This is a genomic window from Methylotuvimicrobium sp. KM2, from assembly GCF_038051925.1.
GTDB lineage: Bacteria > Pseudomonadota > Gammaproteobacteria > Methylococcales > Methylomonadaceae > Methylotuvimicrobium.
In genome coordinates this window covers 4087746-4105832 of sequence record NZ_CP150634.1, presented here as the reverse complement: position 1 = coordinate 4105832, position 18087 = coordinate 4087746, and the positions used below count along the sequence as shown (strand labels likewise).

General features: G+C 43.5%; 31 protein-coding genes. 30 read left to right on the top strand and 1 reads right to left on the bottom strand.

The window, feature by feature from the left end:
* The first annotated feature begins 14 nt into the window (after positions 1–14).
* The 30 genes from fusA to rplQ all read left to right on the top strand — a co-directional run bounded on the left by fusA (position 15) and on the right by rplQ (position 16789).
* Positions 15–2111 carry an elongation factor G gene (gene fusA / locus WJM45_RS17275; RefSeq protein ID WP_341326287.1) on the top strand — a complete coding sequence of 699 codons (2097 nt, stop codon included), beginning with the start codon at positions 15–17 and terminating at the stop codon, positions 2109–2111.
* A 28-nt stretch (positions 2112–2139) separates the two neighbouring features.
* Complete coding sequence (gene tuf, locus WJM45_RS17270) at positions 2140–3330, top strand: elongation factor Tu (RefSeq protein WP_341326286.1); 1191 nt, start codon at positions 2140–2142, stop codon at positions 3328–3330.
* A 5-nt stretch (positions 3331–3335) separates the two neighbouring features.
* Positions 3336–3647, top strand: a complete 312-nt coding sequence (rpsJ, locus tag WJM45_RS17265; protein WP_014149774.1) for a 30S ribosomal protein S10 — start codon at positions 3336–3338, stop codon at positions 3645–3647.
* An 18-nt stretch (positions 3648–3665) separates the two neighbouring features.
* Positions 3666–4325, top strand: a complete 660-nt coding sequence (gene rplC, locus WJM45_RS17260) for a 50S ribosomal protein L3 (RefSeq protein ID WP_341326285.1) — start codon at positions 3666–3668, stop codon at positions 4323–4325.
* Positions 4322–4942: a 50S ribosomal protein L4 gene (gene rplD / locus WJM45_RS17255; RefSeq protein WP_341326284.1), complete on the top strand. Its 621-nt coding sequence runs from the start codon at positions 4322–4324 to the stop codon at positions 4940–4942. Before rplC ends, rplD begins: the two co-directional genes overlap by 4 nt.
* Entirely contained in the window at positions 4939–5241 is a 303-nt protein-coding gene (gene rplW / locus WJM45_RS17250; protein ID WP_341326283.1) for a 50S ribosomal protein L23, read from the top strand. The genes rplD and rplW overlap by 4 nt, the downstream gene beginning before the upstream one ends.
* A gap of 41 nt (positions 5242–5282) precedes the next feature.
* The gene (rplB, locus tag WJM45_RS17245) at positions 5283–6110 is read left to right on the top strand and encodes a 50S ribosomal protein L2 (RefSeq protein ID WP_341326282.1); all 828 of its coding nucleotides are present in this window, start codon (positions 5283–5285) and stop codon (positions 6108–6110) included.
* 12 nt (positions 6111–6122) lie between these two features.
* Positions 6123–6395 carry a 30S ribosomal protein S19 gene (rpsS, locus tag WJM45_RS17240; RefSeq protein ID WP_014149769.1) on the top strand — a complete coding sequence of 91 codons (273 nt, stop codon included), beginning with the start codon at positions 6123–6125 and terminating at the stop codon, positions 6393–6395.
* A gap of 8 nt (positions 6396–6403) precedes the next feature.
* On the top strand, positions 6404–6739 hold the full coding sequence (rplV, locus tag WJM45_RS17235; protein WP_341326281.1) for a 50S ribosomal protein L22: 336 nt from the start codon (positions 6404–6406) through the stop codon (positions 6737–6739).
* A gap of 8 nt (positions 6740–6747) precedes the next feature.
* The gene (gene rpsC / locus WJM45_RS17230; RefSeq protein ID WP_341326280.1) at positions 6748–7419 is read left to right on the top strand and encodes a 30S ribosomal protein S3; all 672 of its coding nucleotides are present in this window, start codon (positions 6748–6750) and stop codon (positions 7417–7419) included.
* Positions 7420–7435: 16 nt separating this feature from the next.
* Positions 7436–7849: a 50S ribosomal protein L16 gene (rplP, locus tag WJM45_RS17225; RefSeq protein WP_014149766.1), complete on the top strand. Its 414-nt coding sequence runs from the start codon at positions 7436–7438 to the stop codon at positions 7847–7849.
* Positions 7849–8040: a 50S ribosomal protein L29 gene (gene rpmC, locus WJM45_RS17220; protein ID WP_014149765.1), complete on the top strand. Its 192-nt coding sequence runs from the start codon at positions 7849–7851 to the stop codon at positions 8038–8040. Before rplP ends, rpmC begins: the two co-directional genes overlap by 1 nt.
* A gap of 3 nt (positions 8041–8043) precedes the next feature.
* Entirely contained in the window at positions 8044–8307 is a 264-nt protein-coding gene (gene rpsQ, locus WJM45_RS17215; RefSeq protein ID WP_341326279.1) for a 30S ribosomal protein S17, read from the top strand.
* A 39-nt stretch (positions 8308–8346) separates the two neighbouring features.
* Positions 8347–8715, top strand: coding sequence for a 50S ribosomal protein L14 (rplN, locus tag WJM45_RS17210; protein WP_014149763.1), 369 nt, complete (start codon positions 8347–8349; stop codon positions 8713–8715).
* Positions 8716–8729: 14 nt separating this feature from the next.
* Entirely contained in the window at positions 8730–9047 is a 318-nt protein-coding gene (rplX, locus tag WJM45_RS17205; RefSeq protein WP_341326278.1) for a 50S ribosomal protein L24, read from the top strand.
* A gap of 17 nt (positions 9048–9064) precedes the next feature.
* On the top strand, positions 9065–9604 hold the full coding sequence (gene rplE / locus WJM45_RS17200; RefSeq protein ID WP_341326277.1) for a 50S ribosomal protein L5: 540 nt from the start codon (positions 9065–9067) through the stop codon (positions 9602–9604).
* A gap of 14 nt (positions 9605–9618) precedes the next feature.
* Positions 9619–9924, top strand: coding sequence for a 30S ribosomal protein S14 (gene rpsN / locus WJM45_RS17195; RefSeq protein ID WP_014149760.1), 306 nt, complete (start codon positions 9619–9621; stop codon positions 9922–9924).
* A 20-nt stretch (positions 9925–9944) separates the two neighbouring features.
* Entirely contained in the window at positions 9945–10340 is a 396-nt protein-coding gene (rpsH, locus tag WJM45_RS17190; protein WP_341326276.1) for a 30S ribosomal protein S8, read from the top strand.
* Positions 10341–10355: 15 nt separating this feature from the next.
* Positions 10356–10889 (top strand): 50S ribosomal protein L6, encoded by a 534-nt coding sequence (gene rplF, locus WJM45_RS17185; protein WP_341326275.1) that lies wholly within the window; start codon positions 10356–10358, stop codon positions 10887–10889.
* A 9-nt stretch (positions 10890–10898) separates the two neighbouring features.
* Positions 10899–11252, top strand: coding sequence for a 50S ribosomal protein L18 (rplR, locus tag WJM45_RS17180; protein WP_341326274.1), 354 nt, complete (start codon positions 10899–10901; stop codon positions 11250–11252).
* 10 nt (positions 11253–11262) lie between these two features.
* The gene (gene rpsE / locus WJM45_RS17175) at positions 11263–11769 is read left to right on the top strand and encodes a 30S ribosomal protein S5 (protein WP_014149756.1); all 507 of its coding nucleotides are present in this window, start codon (positions 11263–11265) and stop codon (positions 11767–11769) included.
* A 5-nt stretch (positions 11770–11774) separates the two neighbouring features.
* Positions 11775–11960 carry a 50S ribosomal protein L30 gene (gene rpmD / locus WJM45_RS17170; protein WP_014149755.1) on the top strand — a complete coding sequence of 62 codons (186 nt, stop codon included), beginning with the start codon at positions 11775–11777 and terminating at the stop codon, positions 11958–11960.
* Entirely contained in the window at positions 11960–12394 is a 435-nt protein-coding gene (gene rplO, locus WJM45_RS17165; RefSeq protein WP_341326273.1) for a 50S ribosomal protein L15, read from the top strand. Before rpmD ends, rplO begins: the two co-directional genes overlap by 1 nt.
* Positions 12395–12415: 21 nt before the next feature.
* Positions 12416–13717 (top strand): preprotein translocase subunit SecY, encoded by a 1302-nt coding sequence (secY, locus tag WJM45_RS17160; RefSeq protein ID WP_014149753.1) that lies wholly within the window; start codon positions 12416–12418, stop codon positions 13715–13717.
* A gap of 30 nt (positions 13718–13747) precedes the next feature.
* On the top strand, positions 13748–13861 hold the full coding sequence (gene rpmJ, locus WJM45_RS17155; protein WP_083877706.1) for a 50S ribosomal protein L36: 114 nt from the start codon (positions 13748–13750) through the stop codon (positions 13859–13861).
* Between the two features lie 78 nt (positions 13862–13939).
* A complete protein-coding gene (gene rpsM / locus WJM45_RS17150; RefSeq protein WP_014149752.1) occupies positions 13940–14296 on the top strand; it encodes a 30S ribosomal protein S13 in 357 nt (118 codons plus the stop codon).
* Between the two features lie 25 nt (positions 14297–14321).
* Positions 14322–14708, top strand: a complete 387-nt coding sequence (rpsK, locus tag WJM45_RS17145) for a 30S ribosomal protein S11 (protein ID WP_014149751.1) — start codon at positions 14322–14324, stop codon at positions 14706–14708.
* Positions 14709–14726: 18 nt separating this feature from the next.
* Complete coding sequence (gene rpsD / locus WJM45_RS17140) at positions 14727–15347, top strand: 30S ribosomal protein S4 (RefSeq protein ID WP_341326272.1); 621 nt, start codon at positions 14727–14729, stop codon at positions 15345–15347.
* 24 nt (positions 15348–15371) lie between these two features.
* Positions 15372–16382 (top strand): DNA-directed RNA polymerase subunit alpha, encoded by a 1011-nt coding sequence (gene rpoA / locus WJM45_RS17135; RefSeq protein WP_014149749.1) that lies wholly within the window; start codon positions 15372–15374, stop codon positions 16380–16382.
* 26 nt (positions 16383–16408) lie between these two features.
* Positions 16409–16789, top strand: a complete 381-nt coding sequence (rplQ, locus tag WJM45_RS17130; protein WP_341326271.1) for a 50S ribosomal protein L17 — start codon at positions 16409–16411, stop codon at positions 16787–16789.
* A 661-nt stretch (positions 16790–17450) separates the two neighbouring features.
* Here rplQ and fdxA read toward each other — a convergent pair.
* Complete coding sequence (gene fdxA / locus WJM45_RS17125) at positions 17451–17774, bottom strand: ferredoxin FdxA (RefSeq protein ID WP_341326270.1); 324 nt, start codon at positions 17772–17774, stop codon at positions 17451–17453.
* Positions 17775–18087: the final 313 nt, after the last annotated feature.

Below are 18087 nucleotides of genomic sequence, written 5' to 3'. Positions count from 1 at the left end.
TGAAGGCTTGAGCAGTGGCACGGAAAACTCCCCTTAGTCGTTATCGAAACATAGGCATCATGGCTCATATCGATGCCGGTAAGACAACGACTACCGAGCGCGTTCTGTTTTATACAGGCGTTTCGCACAAGATTGGCGAGGTGCATGATGGTGCGGCAACCATGGATTGGATGGCTCAAGAGCAAGAAAGAGGTATTACCATTACCTCGGCCGCTACCACCTGTTTTTGGAGCGGTATGAGCAAGCAGTTTCCGGAGCATCAGATAAACATTATCGATACGCCGGGACATGTTGATTTTACGATCGAGGTTGAACGATCCCTTAGAGTTTTAGATGGGGCTTGTGCTGTATTTTGCGCGGTGGGCGGAGTTGAGCCGCAATCCGAAACAGTGTGGAGGCAGGCTAATAAATACCATGTGCCAAGGTTGGCGTTCATCAATAAGATGGATAGGCAAGGAGCTAATTTTTTAAGGGTGGTTCAGCAAATAAAAGCTCGTTTAGGAAGTAATCCTATTCCGATGCAATTGCCGATAGGTGCTGATGATTCGTTCGAAGGCGTTGTAGACCTGATAAAAATGAAAGCCATTTATTGGGATGAGGCGACCAAGGGAATGAATTTCGAGGAACGTGAAATACCGGTCGATATGTTTTCGCTCTGTCAAGAATGGCGTGATCACATGATTGAGTCGGCAGTGGAAGGTTCAGATGAGCTAATGGAAAAATACCTTGACGGCGTTGATCTCTCTGAGGATGAGATTAAAAAAGGGATACGACAGCTCACATTAAATAATCTTGCGGTTCCTACATTTTGCGGATCGGCCTTTAAAAACAAAGGTGTTCAGGCGATGTTGGATGCTGTAATCGAGTATTTGCCTTCGCCTACGGAAGTTAAGCCGATTAAAGGTGTTCTTGCGGATGATGTGACCGAAGAAGAGCGACCTGCGGACAATGAGGCGCCTTTTGCGGCGCTAGCATTTAAAATTGCAACCGATCCCTTTGTAGGTGCTTTAACCTTTATCCGGGTTTATTCGGGCGTGCTTAACTCGGGCGATGCGGTTTATAACTCGGTAAAAAAGAAGAAAGAGCGTATAGGGCGATTAGTGCAAATGCATGCTAATTCCCGCGAAGAAATTAAGGAAGTGCATGCCGGGGATATAGCGGCGGCAATAGGTCTGAAAGATGTCACTACCGGCGATACTTTATGTGACATGAAATCGGTCATTGTGCTTGAGAGAATGGATTTTCCTGAGCCGGTAATATCGGTTGCGGTAGAGCCGAAAACTAAAGCCGATCAAGAAAAAATGGGTGTTGCTCTTGGCAAGCTTGCCCAAGAAGATCCATCGTTTCGTGTGCATACCGATCAGGAGTCAGGTCAAACCATTATTTCCGGAATGGGTGAATTACATCTGGAGATCATTGTAGACAGAATGAAAAGGGAATTCAGCGTCGATGCTAACGTAGGAGCTCCTCAAGTTGCCTATAGAGAAACTATTCGCAAGCAAGTGGAGCAAGAAGGCAAGTTTATTCGTCAATCCGGCGGGCGAGGTCAATATGGACATGTATGGTTGCGAATCGAGCCGAAAGAACCCGGTTCCGGATATGAATTTGTGAATGAAATTGTTGGTGGCGTGGTTCCAAGGGAATACATACCGGCAGTTGACAAAGGAGTGCAGGAGCAACTGGAAAATGGAGTTTTGGCAGGGTTTCCAGTGGTGGATGTAAAAGTATCATTGTTTGATGGATCGTACCACGATGTTGATTCGAGCGAGATGGCATTTAAAATTGCTGGATCAATGTGCTTTAAAGAGGGTGCGAAAAAAGCCGACCCGGTCCTTCTGGAGCCAATAATGAAGGTAGAAGTCGTGACTCCGGAAGATTACATGGGTGATGTTGTAGGTGATATAAACAGGCGCCGTGGAATCATTCAGGGTATGGACGACACTCCTGCAGGTAAAACTATCAGTTGTGAAGTTCCGTTGGCGGAGATGTTCGGTTATGCGACTGATTTGCGATCTGCAACACAGGGGCGAGCAACATACAGTATGCAATTTGAAAAATACGCTGAAGCACCTGCAAATATTGCAGAAGCAATCATAAAAAAAGTTTCATAAATTGAATAGAAAATAAAGGTATTGAATCATGTCCAAAGAAAAATTCGAACGTAAAAAACCACACGTAAACGTAGGAACCATCGGTCACGTCGATCATGGTAAAACCACATTGACCGCGGCATTGACAAAAGTGATGGCGGATGCGCGTGGCGGCGTCTACAAGGCCTACGATCAAATTGATAACGCCCCCGAAGAGCGCGAGCGTGGCATTACAATCGCAACGGCTCATGTGGAGTACGAATCGGATGCGCGCCACTATGCGCATGTGGACTGCCCGGGTCATGCCGACTATGTCAAAAACATGATTACCGGTGCGGCACAAATGGATGGAGCTATCCTCGTCTGTTCGGCGGCCGACGGTCCGATGCCGCAAACTCGTGAGCATATATTATTAGCGCGTCAAGTAGGTGTTCCCTATATCGTGGTTTATTTGAATAAAGCCGATATGGTGGATGATGCCGAGTTGATCGAATTAGTGGAAATGGAAGTCAGAGAATTATTGGACATGTACGAATTTCCGGGCGACGATACCCCGTTAGTTATCGGCTCGGCGTTAAAAGCCTTGGAAGGCGATACCAGTGAAATTGGCGTGCCGTCGATCATTAAATTGGTCGAGGCCTTAGATAGCTATATTCCAGAGCCTGAGCGTGCGATCGATCAGCCGTTCCTAATGCCGATTGAAGACGTGTTCTCGATTTCCGGTCGCGGCACAGTGGTTACCGGGCGTGTCGAGCGTGGGATCATTAAGGTTGGGCAAGAGATTGAAATTGTCGGAATCAGACCGACTACAACCACAACCTGCACCGGCGTGGAAATGTTCCGTAAATTATTGGATCAAGGTCAAGCGGGCGATAACGTTGGGGTCTTGTTAAGAGGCACCAAAAGAGACGAAGTTGAACGCGGACAAGTCTTGGCGCACAAAGGCACCATTAAGCCGCATACCCATTTCAAGGCGGAAATCTACGTATTGTCGAAAGACGAAGGCGGGCGTCATACACCATTCTTTAATGGCTATCGTCCACAATTTTATTTCAGAACAACGGATGTAACCGGAGCGGTCGATCTTCCGGAAGGCGTGGAAATGGTGATGCCCGGCGATAACGTCAACGTTGAAGTGAAGTTAATTGCTCCGATTGCGATGGAAGAAGGTTTGCGTTTCGCGGTTCGTGAAGGTGGCCGTACCGTTGGCGCGGGCGTTGTTGCATCAATCATCGAGTAAACAATATGACGAGTCAAACTATTAGAATACGCCTGAAATCATTTGATCATAAATTAATTGATCAATCCGCAGGTGAAATCGTAGAAACAGCGAAAAGAACGGGCGCGCAAGTTAAAGGCCCTATCCCGCTGCCTACTAAGAAAGAGCGGTTTACGATTTTGATCTCTCCGCATGTCAATAAAGACGCGCGCGATCAATATGAATTAAGAACGTACAAACGATTGCTCGACATCGTCGAGCCAACCGAAAAAACTGTCGATGCCTTGATGAAATTGGATCTGGCAGCCGGTGTGGACGTTCAAATAAAGTTGAATTAAATGTAGGGGAATTGGCAGATGTCAATAGGTCTAATTGGTCGTAAATGTGGTATGACCAGAGTATTTTGCGAGGATGGGTCGTCAGTGCCCGTGACGGTTCTTCAGATAGAGTCTAACCGAGTCACTCAAGTTAAAAGCATCGAAAAAGATGGCTATCGCGCGATACAAGTCACTGCGGGTGAAAAAAAATCATCCAGAGTGAATAAAGCGATGGCTGGTCATTTTGCTGCTGCGAATGTAACCGCAGGTAGAGGTCTGTGGGAATTCAGGCTGGATGACGGTGAAGGCGACGATCTCTCTGCCGGTTCCGAATTACAAGCAAGTATTTTTGCTCAAGGACAGGTGGTTGATGTTCGCGGAACAAGCATCGGTAAAGGTTATCAAGGTACAGTCAAACGGCATAATTTTAGAACGCAGGATGCGACGCACGGTAATTCGCTTTCCCATAGAGCTCCAGGTTCTAACGGTATGTGTCAAACTCCGGGGCGCGTTTTTAAAGGGAAAAAAATGTCCGGTCATATGGGCGCCGCTAAAACGACAATCGATAATCTAACGATTCATGCGGTCGATAGCGAGAGAAACTTGATTTTAGTCAAAGGGGCTGTGCCTGGAGCAAAAGGTAGCGATGTTGTGATTACCCCGGCTGCAAAAATGCGGAATAAGAAGGATAAATCATGAGTATACAAATTCCTGCAATTAACGAAAGCGAATCTGCCGCAGCAGTCGCGGTAGGCGAAGAAGTTTTTGGGCAAGATTTTAATGAGACGTTAGTTCATCAATTGGTGACTCGGCACCTGGCCGGCGCTCGTTCCGGGACAAAAGCACAGAAGACCCGTTCCGATGTAAGTGGCGGCGGGATTAAACCTTGGCGTCAAAAAGGGACGGGGCGAGCAAGATCTGGTACAATGCGCAGTCCACTGTGGAGAACCGGTGGCGTGACCTTTGCTGCAAGACCGCGTTCATTCGAGCAAAAATTAAATAAAAAAATGTTTCGTTCGGGTTTGCGTTCAATTTTGTCCGAGTTACTAAGACAAGACCGTTTGGTTGTCAGTAGTGAAATCCTTCCTTCGACTCCAAAAACGAAAGAAATGGTTGCAAAGCTGAGTGGTTTGGATTGTAAGCGCGTTTTAATCATATCTGACGAAGTCGACTTTAATCTGGCTTTGGCTTCAAGAAATATTCCGTATTTAGAAGTATGTTCTGCGGATAATTTGAGTCCGGTATCGTTGGTAGCAGCGGAAAAAGTCATTATGACGCCTGCGGCGGTAAAACTGATAGAGGAGAGGTTGGCATGAACGAGCTAATCAAAAGTAAGTTGGCAAGTGTCTTGAGAGCTCCTGTTGTTTCAGAAAAAAGCACAGTTGCGGCTGAAGCGAATAAACAGTTTGTGTTTAACGTTCAGAAACAGGCAACCAAGAATCAAATAAAGCAAGCCGTCGAGCTTATGTTCGAAGTAAAAGTCGATTCGGTCCGAGTACTGAATGTCAAAGGTAAGAAAAAAAGGTTTGGTCAAACCCTTGGCAAACGTTCCGATTGGAAAAAAGCCTATGTCAAGCTCAAAGAAGGCCACGATATAGATTTCTCGGCAGCTTAATAGTTAAAAGTTTAAAAGATCAATAGGAAACGGTAGAAAGCATGGCTATTGTAAAATCAAAACCTACATCGGCTGGATCGAGGTTTGTTGTACGTGTCAAAAACGATGAGTTACATAAAGGCAAGCCATTCGCACAGTTGCTTGATAAAAACAGCAAAAATGGCGGACGTAATAATCAAGGGCGCATAACCACACGTCATGTCGGTGGGGGTCATAAGCATCACTACCGGATCATTGATTTTAAAAGAAATAAAATAGATATTCCGGCTGTAGTTGAGCGTATCGAATACGATCCCAACAGAACTGCCAATATTGCTTTGATTCTCTTTAAGGACGGTGAGCGTCGATATATTATCGCCCCAAAAGGCATAACCCAAGGGCAAGAGATTTTATCCGCTGAAACTACTGCGGTTAAGCCGGGTAATTGCATGCCGCTTAGAAATATTCCATTGGGTACTACTATACATTGCGTTGAATTAAAGCCCGGTAAAGGAGCTCAATTAGCAAGAAGCGCAGGTGCATCTTGCCAGTTAGTCGCTAGAGAAGGCGCTTACGTAACCATCCGGCTAAGATCGGGGGAAATGCGCAAAGTCATGGCGGATTGTAAGGCTGTAGTTGGAGAAGTATCCAACTCCGAGCACAACTTAACTTCATTGGGTAAGGCTGGGGCAAAGCGCTGGCGCGGGGTAAGGCCAACCGTTCGCGGTGTGGCAATGAATCCTGTAGATCATCCGCATGGTGGTGGTGAAGGACGTACATCCGGCGGCAGACATCCTGTTTCGCCATGGGGTATGCCTACCAAAGGTTATAAAACACGTAAAAATAAACGCACAGACAACATGATTGTCAGACGCCGTAAGCAGAAATAGAGAGGAAATAGCGTGCCACGATCAATTAAAAAAGGTCCTTTTATAGATCATCATCTTCTGAAAAAAGTTGAGGATGCGGTAAAAGCCAATAATAGGAAACCGATTAAAACATGGTCAAGAAGATCAATGATTATTCCCGATATGTTGGGTTTAACTATTGCTGTCCACAATGGGCGTCAACACGTCCCTGTTCTTGTTTCTGAGAATATGATAGGGCATAAACTCGGTGAATTTGCGCCGACACGCACCTATAAAGGGCATGTGGCCGATAAGAAGTCAAGGTAAGGTGTAGGATGGAAATATCAGCAAAATTAAGCAATGCACCTATGTCGGCACAGAAAGCCAGGTTGGTAGGTGATCAAATTCGCGGTCTACCGGTCGAGAAAGCGCTGGCAATTTTGTCATTTAGTACAAAAAGTGCGGCTGCAGTCATAAAAAAAGTTTTAGAGTCGGCGATTGCCAATGCGGAGCATAACGAGAGCGCCGATGTTGACGAACTGAAAGTTACGACGGTTTTTGTCAACGAAGGGCCGACCATGAAACGTTTTAAACCGCGAGCGAAAGGTCGAGCCAATAAAATATTGAAAAGGACCTGTCACATAACAATTAAAGTAGCAGAATACGAGTAGAGGTAAAAATGGGACAAAAAGTACATCCAACGGGTATTCGCCTTGGAATTGTTAAAGACTGGACTTCTAGATGGTACGCAAACTCTCAAGATTACCCGGTTTTTCTGCATCAAGATCTTAAAGTTAGAGACTTTATCAAAAAAAAGCTTGCTCACGCTTCGGTTAGTCGCATTCAGATTAATCGTCCGGCAAGTAATGCCCACATCACCGTTCATACTGCAAGACCAGGGATTGTGATTGGCAAAAAAGGCGAGGACATCGATAAATTAAGACAAGAAGTTTCGGCGATGATGGGCATTCCTGTTCAGATGAATGTCGAAGAAATCAGAAAGCCGGAATTAGATGCTTATCTGGTAGCGGAAAGCATTGCTCAGCAACTTGAAAAAAGAATCATGTACCGTAGGGCTATGAAGCGTGCGGTTACCAATACTATGCGTTTGGGCGCGGAAGGTATCAAAATTAATGTTGCCGGCCGTTTAAACGGTGCTGAAATTGCCCGAACCGAATGGTATAGAGAAGGCCGTGTCCCTTTGCACACACTAAGAGCCGACATCGATTATGGTACGGCCGAGGCAAATACCACTTATGGAATCATTGGCATTAAAGTCTGGATTTTCAAAGGCGAAGTATTTGATGTGGATACACAAGGTGTATCCGATGTTACAGAATCTAAAAAATAGTTGAACGGATAAAGTCATGCTTCAACCCAAAAGAACAAAATTTCGTAAGCAGCATAAGAATAGAAATAACGGCATTGCTGTTCGTGGCTCATCGGTTAGTTTCGGTGAATTCGGATTAAAAGCCACAACAAGAGGAAGGATTACAGCCCGTCAGATCGAAGCTGCACGTAGAGCGATTACTCGTCATGTAAAGCGTGGTGGTAAAATATGGATCAGAGTATTTCCAGACAAGCCTATTACCAAAAAACCTTTAGAAGTTAGGATGGGAAAAGGTAAAGGTAGTGTAGAATACTGGGTTGCTCAGATTAAACCGGGCACCATGCTTTATGAAATCCAAGGTGTGCCCGAAGAGCTTGCAAGAGAAGCGTTTGCATTAGCATCTGCCAAACTGCCGATTAAGACAACATTCATAGCTCGGACGATAATGTGATGAAAGCCACCGAATTACGACAAAAATCAAAACAAGAGTTAGCCGATATGCTACTTGAGCTCTCAAGAGAGCAATTCAATCTCAGGATGCAAAAAGGTACAGGTCAGTTAACTAAGACCGCTCAAGTCAAGCAAGTCAGACGTGATATTGCCCGTATACATACTGTATTGAATGAATTAGGGAGAGCTTAAGTCATGAGCGAAAAAACTGAAAAATTAAGAACCTTAAGCGGTCGTGTCATTAGTAATAAAATGGACAAAAGCATTACCGTCTTGGTTGAGCGCTTTGTCAAGCACCCTGTGTACGGCAAATATATCAAGCGTTCGACCAAATTAATGGCTCATGATGAGCAAAATCAATGCAATGAAGGTGATATTGTGTCCATTACATCTTGTAGGCCAATGTCTAAAAACAAAACCTTCAGGCTAGTTGAAGTTGTTGAAAGCAACAATAAATAAGCACAAAGAATTTAATATCGAGACAATTGGGAATTAATCATGATTCAGATGCAAACTAACCTTGACGTTGCCGATAATAGCGGTGCAAAAAAGGTCATGTGTATCAAAGTGCTAGGCGGTTCACACAGGCGTTATGCAGGCATTGGCGATATTATCAAAGTCAGTGTTAAAGACGCAATACCGCGTGGTAGAGTAAAAAAAGGCGAAGTTTACAACGCCTTGGTTGTAAGAACTCGTAAAGGAGTTCGTCGTCCTGATGGTTCGGTTATCCGTTTCGACGGAAATGCCGCTGTCATACTTAATAACCAATTGCAGCCTCTCGGTACACGCATATTTGGTCCTGTAACTCGCGAACTAAGGGGAGATAAATTCATGAAAATTATTTCTCTGGCTCCTGAAGTTTTATAAAAAAGGATTAAATCATGCAAAAAATAAAACAAGGCGACGAAGTCATTGTATTGACCGGAAGAGATAAAGGTAAGCGCGGTAAAGTAACTAAAGTATTTAAGGATAACAAGGTAATCGTAGAGGGAATCAATCGTGTCAAAAAACACCAAAAAGGTAACCCTCGTGCCGGAGTATCTGGCGGTATCGTTGATAAAGATATGCCTATCCACCTTTCTAATATCGGTATTTACAATCCACAAACCCTAAAAGCGGATCGAATCGGCTTTAAGTTTCTAGAAGATGGAAGAAAAGTCAGGTTTTTTAAATCAACTAATGAAGTTGTTGATATCTAATAGAGGATTATTTAGACATGGCTAGACTAGAAACTGAATACAAAGAGAAGATCCTGCCGGAATTAATGAAAAAATTCGGCTATAAATCCGTTATGCAGGCGCCCCGAATTACCAAAATCACTCTTAATATGGGTGTTGGCGGTGCGGTTGCGGATAAGAAAATATTACAATCCGCTCTCGGCGATATGGAAAAAATCGCCGGTCAAAAAGCGATTGTTACCTTGGCGAGAAAATCGATAGCCGGTTTCAAAATACGCGATGACATGCCAATTGGCTGTAAAGTCACTCTGCGTAGTGATAGAATGTACGAATTTTTGGATCGCTTGATTAATATTTCCATTCCTCGTATTAGGGATTTTAGGGGAATGAGTCCTAAGAGTTTTGATGGGCGTGGTAATTATTCGATGGGCGTCAAAGAGCAAATCATTTTTCCTGAAATTGATTATGACAAAATTGATGCTATTCGCGGAATGGATATTACCATTACGACAACAGCAAAAACCAACGAAGAAGGTTTAGCTTTGTTGAAGCTATTTAACTTTCCATTCAAAAACTAAAAGGCGATCGACTAATGGCTAAAAAATCAATGATTGCGCGAGAAGTAAAGCGTAACAAATTAGTAAAGAAATATGAAACCAAGCGAAAAGAGTTAAAAGAAATTATTCGCAATCCTGGAGCTACTTTTGAAGAAAAAGAAGCTGCTCATTTTCAATTACAAAAGCTACCAAGGGATTCCAGCGCTTCTCGTTTGCGCAACCGGTGTAATATCACTGGGCGTCCCCATGGCTATTATCGCAAATTCGGTTTATCTCGAAATAAATTAAGAGAATCGACAATGCGTGGTGATGTGCCAGGTTTAGTTAAGGCGAGTTGGTAAGATCTGTTTGGAGAATTGAAATGAGTATGACAGACCCGATAGCAGATATGTTGACCAGAATTAGAAATGGTCAATCTGCTGGAAAAATGAGCGTAAAACTGCCTTCTTCTAAATTGAAGGTAGCCATTGTTAAAGTTTTAAAAGATGAAGGTTACATCACCGACTATAGCGTTGAGACGAAAGGTAGTCATAGTGAAATGACCATAGTATTAAAATACTATCAAGGACGCCCCGTCATCGAAAAAGTAAAAAGAATCAGCAGGCCGGGACTTAGAATTTATAAGTCGAAAGAAGAGCTTCCAAAGGTTTTGGGAGGCCTAGGCATAGCTATCGTTTCGACATCGAAAGGTGTCATGACTGACAGAGCGGCGCGTGCGATAGGGCATGGCGGTGAAGTTGTTTGTACTGTTTGTTAATTAGGGAGTCAAGTCATGTCAAGAATTGCAAAAGTACCTATCGCTCTTCCAAGCGGAGTTGATATCAAACTCGAAGGCAACGAAGTTACAGTAAAAGGTAGTAAGGGTCAGTTGTCGGCCTCGTTACACGAAAAAGTAAGTTTGGCCATCGATAATAGCCAAATTGAAATTAAGTGGGATAAGGCAGATAAAATTGCCAATTCACAAGCCGGAACCGCTCGCGCCGTTATTAATAATATGGTAATTGGCGTATCACAAGGTTTTGAAAAAAAACTGGCTTTAGTCGGTGTTGGTTATAGAGCTCAAGCTAAAGGTAATACTTTAGGGTTGTCACTTGGCTTTTCTCATCCGGTTGATTATGAAGTGCCGGCGGGTATAACGATCGAAACCCCCAGTCAAACCGAAATTATTGTCAAAGGTTTTGATAAGCAAAAAGTCGGTCAGGTCGCTGCAGAAATTAGAGGGTATCGTCCGCCAGAGCCTTATAAAGGCAAGGGTGTCAGATACGCTGATGAGAATGTGGTTAGAAAAGAAGCCAAGAAGAAGTAAGGTAAGGTAATGGATAAGAAAGCATCACGCTTAAAGCGCGCTCTGAAGCTGCGCACTAAAATAAAGAATTCCGGAGCGAACCGTTTAACCATACATAAAACTGCGCAACACATTTATGCGCAGGTTATTAGTTCCGATGGGACGCATACGCTTGCAAGTGCTTCGACTGTTCAGGCTGAGGTCAAATCAGCCGTAAAAAATACAGGAAATGTTGAGGCGGCTGCCGAAGTTGGAAAGTTTGTAGCCCAAAAAGCCATTGCGGCTGGAATCACTGAAGTGGCTTTCGACCGCTCAGGTTTTAAATATCATGGGCGTGTTAAAGCGCTTGCTGATGCCGCGCGTGAAGCCGGTTTAAAATTTTAGGAGATTGATTATGGCTACAGCACCATCTCAAGCAAGTACAGACGGTTTGCAAGAAAAATTAGTATCGGTACGACGTGTTGCAAAAGTTGTGAAAGGCGGTCGAGTTTTCGGCTTTGCTGCTTTAACGGTCGTCGGCGACGGTGAAGGTCGTGTGGGTTATGGCGTGAGTAAAGCCAGAGAAGTTCCCGTTGCAATCCAAAAGTCGTTAGAACAGGCTAGAAAAAACATGCGTAAAGTTGCATTAAAAGGCGACACTTTGCAATACGCTGTTACGGCGTCCACCGGGGCGGCAAAAGTCTATATGCAACCGGCATCGGATGGTACCGGTATTATTGCTGGCGGAGCAATGCGCGCGGTATTCGAAGTGGTCGGTGTTCATAACGTATTGGCCAAATGCATTGGAACTAACAACCCAATTAACGTTGTTAGAGCGACTATTGCCGGGTTAACTGAAATGCATGAGCCAAAAGACATCGCAGCCAAGCGCGGCCTGTCGGTTGAGCAGATAATTGGATAATTGTTATGTCAGATAAAAAATTACAATTAACAATGACAAAAAGTAAACACGGCCGTTTAGCAAGCCATCAAGCGTGCTTAAAAGGTTTAGGTTTGCGTCGTATTAATCATACGGTATCGGTTTCCGATACCCCTGAAAATCGTGGGATGATTAATAAAGTTTCCTACATGCTAAGGGTAGAGGAATTGTAATGTACTTGAATTCAATAAGTCCTGCAGAAGGATCGAGAAATAAAGCCAAGCGTGTCGGTCGCGGTATCGGATCCACTCTTGGAAAAACCTGCGGAAGAGGTCATAAAGGCCAAAAAGCAAGAAGTGGTGGATTTCACAAGGTTGGGTTTGAAGGTGGACAAATGCCCCTTCAGAGACGATTACCGAAAGTCGGTTTTACGTCAAGATGCAAGCGTTTGACAGCGGAAGTTCGTTTGAGTGAGTTAGCTAATTTGCCGACTGAAACCATCGATTTACAAGTGCTGATCGAAACGGGTGTTGTTCCTGTTTTCACTAAAACCGCTAAAGTAATCCAATCGGGTGAAATTTCAAAAGCTGTGACGTTGAAAGGTATAAAAGTGACTGCAGGCGCAAAAGCATCTATTGAAGCGGCTGGCGGCAAAGTAGAGGTCTAAGTGAATACGACAAGAGCACAAATGGCTGAAAAAGCAGGTGGCTATTCAGAATTAAGGTCTAGATTGCTATTCGTGCTGGGGGCGTTTTTCGTCTATCGAGTTGGGGCTCATATCCCTGTTCCCGGTATCGATCCAAAAGCGTTAGCTCTAATGTTTGAACAGCAAAGCGGTTCCATTCTCGATATGTTTAACATGTTTTCGGGTGGGGCATTAATGCGTTTAAGCTTATTTGCTCTTGGTATCATGCCTTACATTTCTGCTTCGATCATCATGCAGTTGATGACTGTGGTTATTCCAACGATGGAGCAGATGAAAAAAGAAGGCGAGTCCGGAAGGCGTAAAATATCTCAATATACCCGTTACGGAACCGTTGTTTTGGCGACTTTTCAAGCTGTTGGTATTTCAATAGCTTTGCAAAATCAAACGGCCGGTGGATTGTCTGTTGTTATTGCACCAGGCATGAGTTTTGTTCTCATTACGACGATAACGCTTGTAACGGGGACGATTTTTTTGATGTGGTTGGGCGAGCAAGTTACTGAGAGAGGAATTGGCAACGGTATTTCGTTAATTATTTTTGCCGGTATCGTTTCAGGGCTTCCCTCGGCTGTCGGTGGCACTTTGGAGCTTGCTAGAACAGGCGAAATGAACAGTGCGTTCATTATTTTGCTATTCTTGTTAACGATCGCTGTTACCGCTCTAGTTGTCTTTGTTGAAAGAGGTCAGCGAAGAATCATTATCAACTATCCTAAAAGACAGCAAGGTAGAAGGATGTATGCCGGGCAAAGTAGTTTTCTTCCTTTGAAACTCAACATGGCGGGGGTTATACCTCCCATTTTTGCCTCAAGTATCATTTTGTTTCCGGCTACGGTAGCAGGTTGGTTCGGAAATGCCGAAGGCTTTGGTTGGCTTAAAGATATTGCGACTATGTTATCGCCTGGTCAGCCGGTTTACGTCATGTTTTATGCGGCAGCCATCATTTTTTTCTGTTTTTTCTATACCGCTTTGGTTTTTAATTCGAAAGAGACTGCGGATAATTTAAAAAAATCGGGTGCGTTCTTGCCTGGCATTAGACCTGGACAGCAGACCAGTGCCTATATTGATAAAGTGATGACGCGTCTTACATTGATTGGTGCTTTTTACATCACAGGCGTTTGCTTATTGCCTGAGTTTCTAATCGTTTACTGGAATGTGCCGTTTTATTTTGGCGGGACCTCGTTGTTGATTATCGTTGTTGTCGTTATGGATTTTATTTCTCAGATGCAGACTCACATGATGTCACAACAATACGAAGGCTTGATGAAGAAAGCGCATCTTAAAAAATAATTAAGTAGTTTAAGTATTACGGAGTGCATTGTGAAAGTTCGTGCGTCAGTTAAAAAAATATGCAGAAAATGCAAAGTCATAAAAAGAAATGGTGTTGTTAGGGTGATCTGTGAAGATGGGCGCCATAAACAACGTCAAGGATAATTTTCTATTGCGCCATAAATCATTAAATGTTATTATTCGGCGCTTAACTTTAGAGTCATTGCTCAGGGGAGTATCTAAATGGCACGTATTGCCGGGATTAACGTACCAGATCATAAGCATGCAGAAATTGCATTGACAGCGATTTATGGTGTTGGACGCAAAACAGCAAATCAGATTTGCGAGAAAGTGGGTATAGCACCGTCAAGAAAGATTAAAGAATTGACAGAAGAACAGCTTGATTCTGTTCGTGAAGTTATTTCAAAAATGACCGTCGAAGGCGACTTGCGACGTGAAGTTTCAATGAACATCAAACGATTGATGGATCTAGGTTGTTATCGTGGTATCCGACATCGTCGAGGCCTGCCTTTAAGAGGGCAGAGAACACGGACGAATGCAAGAACCCGTAAGGGCCCTCGCAAGCCTATTAGAAAGTAAAGATATTTCGATAAGAGGTTCATAAATGGCAAGTCCTAATCGTGCGCGTAAACGCATAAAAAAAGAAATAGCGGATGGCATTGCGCATGTGCATGCCTCCTTCAATAATACCATCGTTACAATTACCGATAGAAAAGGTAACGCGCTCTCTTGGGCAACGTCCGGTGGTTCGGGTTTTAGGGGTTCAAGAAAAAGTACTCCTTTTGCTGCTCAGGTTGCTGCCGAAAGAGCTGGTTCGGTCGCATTGGAATACGGAATGAAAAACCTAGACGTGATGGTTAAGGGGCCTGGTCCTGGTAGAGAATCAGCCGTTCGTTCATTGAGTAACTTGGGTTTTAAAATCAGCAATATCATTGATGTGACGCCAATCCCTCATAACGGTTGCCGTCCACCTAAAAAACGCCGCGTTTAAGTTCTGGAGTAGTTTGTTATGGCAAGATATCTTGGCCCTACGTGTAAATTAAGCCGTAGAGAAGGGACCGATCTTTTTTTAAAAAGTAGAGGCAAGTCGTTAGATGGCAAGTGTAAGCTTGATCAGCGTCCTGGGCAGCACGGTACTAAACGTACAAGAAGTTCTGATTATGCGTTGCAGTTGCGTGCAAAACAAAGAATTAGAAGGATTTACGGCGTACTAGAAAAGCAATTTAGAAATTATTATAAAGTTGCCGATTTAAAGAAAGGCGCAACGGGCGAAAATCTATTAAACCTTCTTGAATCGAGACTCGATAACGTAGTGTATAGAATGGGTTTTGCTGCTACCAGAGCGGAAGCTCGTCAGTTGGTAAGTCACAAATCGATTCTTGTCAACGACTCGTTAGTTAATATCCCTTCCTATCAGGTTCAACCTGGTGATGTGATTAGCATCAGGGAAAAGGCAAAAAAACAACAAAGAATTATCGATGCGTTAACTGTCACTGAGCAATACGGATTCCCAAATTGGGTTGATGTTAATAGCAAGGACATGGCTGGTACCTTTAAGTCTTTACCTGATCGCGTCGAATTGGGTTCTGATATTAATGAGCAGCTTGTTGTTGAGTTGTACTCGAAATAATAAACCTTAAACTAAGGGATATAAATGCAGAATAGTATTTCCGGCTTATTAAGACCTCGTCTTGTTGAGGTGGTAAGCAAATCCGCTAATCATTCAAGGATTGTAATAGAGCCTCTTGAGCGTGGATTCGGACATTCGCTTGGTAACGCTTTGAGACGGGTGTTATTGTCTTCGATTCCCGGTTGCGCAGTTACAGATATTGAAATTGAAGGTGTGCTGCACGAATATACCGCGATTGAGGGTGTTCAGGAAGATGTTATTGATATCATCTTGAACTTAAAAAAGTTAGCAGTCCTTTTGCACTCGAAAGATGATGTCGTATTGACTCTTTCCAAGAGCGGTGTCGGTGTTGTTACAGCTGCAGATATTCAGTTGCCTCACGATGTAGAAATTGTTAATCCTGACTTGGTTATTGCAAATTTGACCCAGGATAAGCAGTTCAATATGAAGATTCGCGTCAGAAGGGGGCGAGGGTATGAGCCGGTAAGTGCGCGAAAACAGCAAACCGATAATCCTATCATCGGTAGTCTTCAGGTCGATGCTTCATATAGTCCGATTATAAAAGTTGCTTATCAAGTTGAGAGTACTCGTGTAGAGCAGAGAACTAATCTTGATAAGTTAATCGTCGAATTAGAGACGAATGGTACGGTTGATCCGGAAGAGACTATAAAGCTTGCGGCAACCATATTGCATGATCAATTATCCGTTTTCGTGGATTTTGAAAAGGTTGCTCCTCCTGTCGATGAAAAAGAAGCGCCTCAAGAAGGTCCTGATATTGATCCTGTTTTGTTGAGACCTGTTGATGATTTAGAATTAACTGTTAGATCGGCAAACTGTTTAAAGGCGGAAAACATTTTTTACATAGGTGATTTGATTCAAAGAACTGAAGTTGAGTTGCTTAAAACCCCGAATTTAGGTAAAAAGTCCCTCACTGAAATCAAAGATGTGCTGGCTTTAAAAGGATTATCTCTAGGTATGCGGTTAGAAAATTGGCCTCCTGATAATCTGATTGATCAAAATCAAAGCAGTTTTTAAAATTATAACTTTAGGTCGTAATTACAATGAGACATCGTAAGTCTGGAAGAAAGTTTAATATGAATAGCAGCCACCGTAAGGCGCTATTCAGCAATATGGTCGGTTCGTTAATTAAGCATGAGCTTATTAAAACTACTTTGCCTAAGGCTAAAGAGTTAAGAAGTTATGCTGAGCCGTTAATCACTTTGTCCAAAGAAGATTCGGTTGCAAAGAGAAGATTGGCCTTCGCTAAATTGCGTGACCGTTCTGTAGTGACTAAATTGTTTAATGAATTGGGTCCTCGTTATAAAGATCGTCAAGGTGGATATTTACGCATTATGAAATGTGGTTTCAGGCCAGGCGACTCCGCTCCTATGGCTTATGTTGAGTTGGTTGATCGTCCTATAGGTGGCGAAAGTACCGAATAAAAATTGCATGACTCATCAAGACATGAAAAAGCCGGTTTAATACCGGCTTTTTCATGTCTTGAGTTTTATGAGGTGCGATATGCTTTTCATGGTTTTATTTACAACTGTTAAAGGCGCTGGGGTGTGTAGTTCTTTCCCCGGCGCCTAATATCATCCATAACCTGCTGACTATACCTTTCGCGGTTCAATTTTCGGCAGTGACGGATGGGATTCTCGGGGTGCTCGATAAAGGCTTTGTCAGCATATAGCTGGCATAGAGTCTACATGGACATATTTAGCCATCATCTAAATTCCATAACCCATGGTTAATTGTCTCTGGGTTTGCGGCATCCTTTAGCGGGCACCTCGAGGTCGAACTTTCATCTACGGTGAGTATATCTCAGTTATCTTATTCTTCATTCGAGCGTAAACCAATTAATGAGCAGTTGAGGGTGTCAATCTGTCGTTCGCCCTGAACTTGTCGGGGTGGTTTTGAGGCTTTAACAAGCCGGTGTGTTGTAACCACTTCATGATTCGGTCTTGGCCTTGATCGGTGCGAGCGGTCTGTAGCAGATGCCGGCTGCTCCTTTTAGGTTTTATCCGTTTACCGAGCCTTGCTAGCGCTACATAAAGAATAGGGAAATTATTTATGTCCAAATCCTGAATAGTGGTTGTTAGCGGGTCATTTTTCCAATAGTTTTGTTTTGTCCGGTTTACCGTTCCACTCGTCGGCTTCGGGCAAGGGGTCCTTGACTTCGCTGATTACGGGCCATTTCTTTGCGAGATCGGCATTGATTTCGATAAACATTTCTTGTCCTTCCGGTAGTTCGTCTTCGGCAAAAATGGCTTCAGCTGGGCATTCGGGTTCACAGAGCGTGCAATCAATGCATTCGTCGGGGTCGATAACTAGAAAGTTGGGGCCTTCATGGAAGCAGTCGACGGGGCAAACGTCAACGCAGTCGGTATATTTACATTTAATACAGTTCTCAGTGACTACAAAGGTCATATTAGTTACCAGTTGATGTTAATTAAAATTGCGAATTTAAAATGGACTAATCATATCAGAAAGCAAGTTCTGAATGAATCTCTTGAGATGATAAAAACATTCTACAAGATATCGCTGATCGTATGCTTAAAAAAGGAAATTTCCCAGTTTAAGCGGTTTCGCCGATTTAAGGGTGAAGGGTGTGTGGTATGCCAGTCGTGGGCGTCATAAGCCTTGCATCTTAATTTCCAATAATTAATCATGGCCAATGGACTATGGAATTTAAATGCTGGGTTAATACGACCATGTATGCTTGATGCCTCCTCCCTATTGC